Source organism: Ascidiimonas meishanensis (genome assembly GCF_037782385.1).
In the GTDB taxonomy this organism is placed as follows: domain Bacteria; phylum Bacteroidota; class Bacteroidia; order Flavobacteriales; family Flavobacteriaceae; genus Ascidiimonas; species Ascidiimonas meishanensis.
The window spans coordinates 1-1,709 of record NZ_JBBEXD010000036.1 but is presented as its reverse complement, the minus strand read 5'-3'; the positions used below and the strand labels follow the sequence as shown (position 1 = coordinate 1,709).

The 1,709-nt window shown below is 35.5% G+C and carries 1 protein-coding gene; it reads right to left on the bottom strand.

Features of this window, described 5'->3' with window-relative positions; translation table 11 throughout:
- A partial coding sequence (locus WBG07_RS19295; protein ID WP_340203762.1) for a non-ribosomal peptide synthetase occupies window positions 1–1,709 on the bottom strand: 1,709 nt, incomplete at both ends.

Below are 1,709 nucleotides of genomic sequence, written 5' to 3'. Positions count from 1 at the left end.
TACCATAGGGATTCGCTATAAATTTCTCGGACGTTAATACATCTCGGTTTAAGTATCCCTCACCGACACCGATTCCTCCTATACATAATTCGCCAGCAATCCCGATAGGCACAAGATTCAAATAGTCGTTTAATACATACATACTTGTATTTCGAATCGCTTTTCCAATAGGTAGTGTAAGGTACTGCTCTAGCTTTTTAGCATCATTTTCTTTAAATATGGTAGCGTCTATAGTAGTTTCGGTAGTTCCGTAACTATTAATAATTCCAATTCTATCTTTAAAGGAGTGTACTAGTTTTTTATAGTCTTCCAGATTCCAAGAATCTGAACCAATAATCAATGTTCTTAGTGTTGGAACTAATAAGTTTTTTTTCAGGATTTGTGAGGTTACCGGTAATATAATTCCTGGAGTAGATTCAATGATGGTAATCCCGAATTTTTCAATGAGGCCGCATATGCTTTCAGGTTCAGAATCTTCTGGATCACACAGAATGAGTTGTCCTCCAAACAGTATGGATTTACATAAATCGGCAACAAATACATCAAATGAGAAGTTCGCTAATTGTAACAGCCTTGTATTTTCATTTACTCCATAATCTTCCTTATAGGAAATGGATCTATCCATTAGTGATTTATGTCTTATTTTAACTCCTTTGGGCTTTCCTGTAGTTCCAGAGGTATAAATAATATACGCCAAATGGTCATTTCCTATTATTGGTATTAATGATTTCCCAGTTGGAACCGTATTTCTTTCATCAATCTCATCTATGTTAAAAATCTGGATATATCGTGCAATGATCTCTTTATTGATCTCATTTGTTTTAGTGATCAAAACTGGTGAATCAATATCTTCAAGAATAAATTTTATACGATCTTCAGGTAATTTTGCATCTACAGGAATATACCCTGCTCCAGATTTAAGCACTCCAAGTATTGCGGGTACTGTGTCTACAGAACGATTGAGACATATAGGAACTAAATCTCCCTTGCCAACTCCTAATTCCTGTAAGTTCCACGCAATAGTATCAGAGCGTCTATTCAATTCTTTATAGGTCAACTGATCATTATGATATACAACTGCTATTGCCTCTGGTGTTTTCTCCACCTGTTGTGTAAAGAGGTCAACTATAGTTCCCTTTGTAGGTTCTTTTGGTGCTGGGTTAAATTCTTTTAATTGCTGCTCCTCGTCAGCAGTTATTAAAGAAAGTTTTCCAACGAGTTGGGTAGCATCTGTTAATACAGACGCTATTAATTTTTTAAAGTGACCTGCCATCCTAATGATGGTTTCTTCTTTAAATAAGGCTGTACAATACTCAAAACTCACTTGAAGTTCTTCCGTTATATCCACTACATCAAGCAACAGATCAAATTTTGATGTTTCAGTAGCCACTTCTTCAAAATCAATTTTTGTATCTCCCAATCTTAAATCTGATCCTTGATTATTACTTTGTAATGAGAATAAGGTTTGTATCAATGGACTTCTGCTTTGATCCCTTACTTTTACTACCCTATCTACGATTTTTTCAAAGGGAATATCTTGGTAGTTATACCCATCTATCACGGTTTGTTTAACATTGGACAATACTGTCATAAAAGAATCTGATGCTGTTATCATGCTTCGCAAAGCAATGGTATTGACAAAAAACCCTATGAGTCCTGATATAGCACTTTCCGATCTGTTCGCCACAGGAACTCCAACACAGATATCT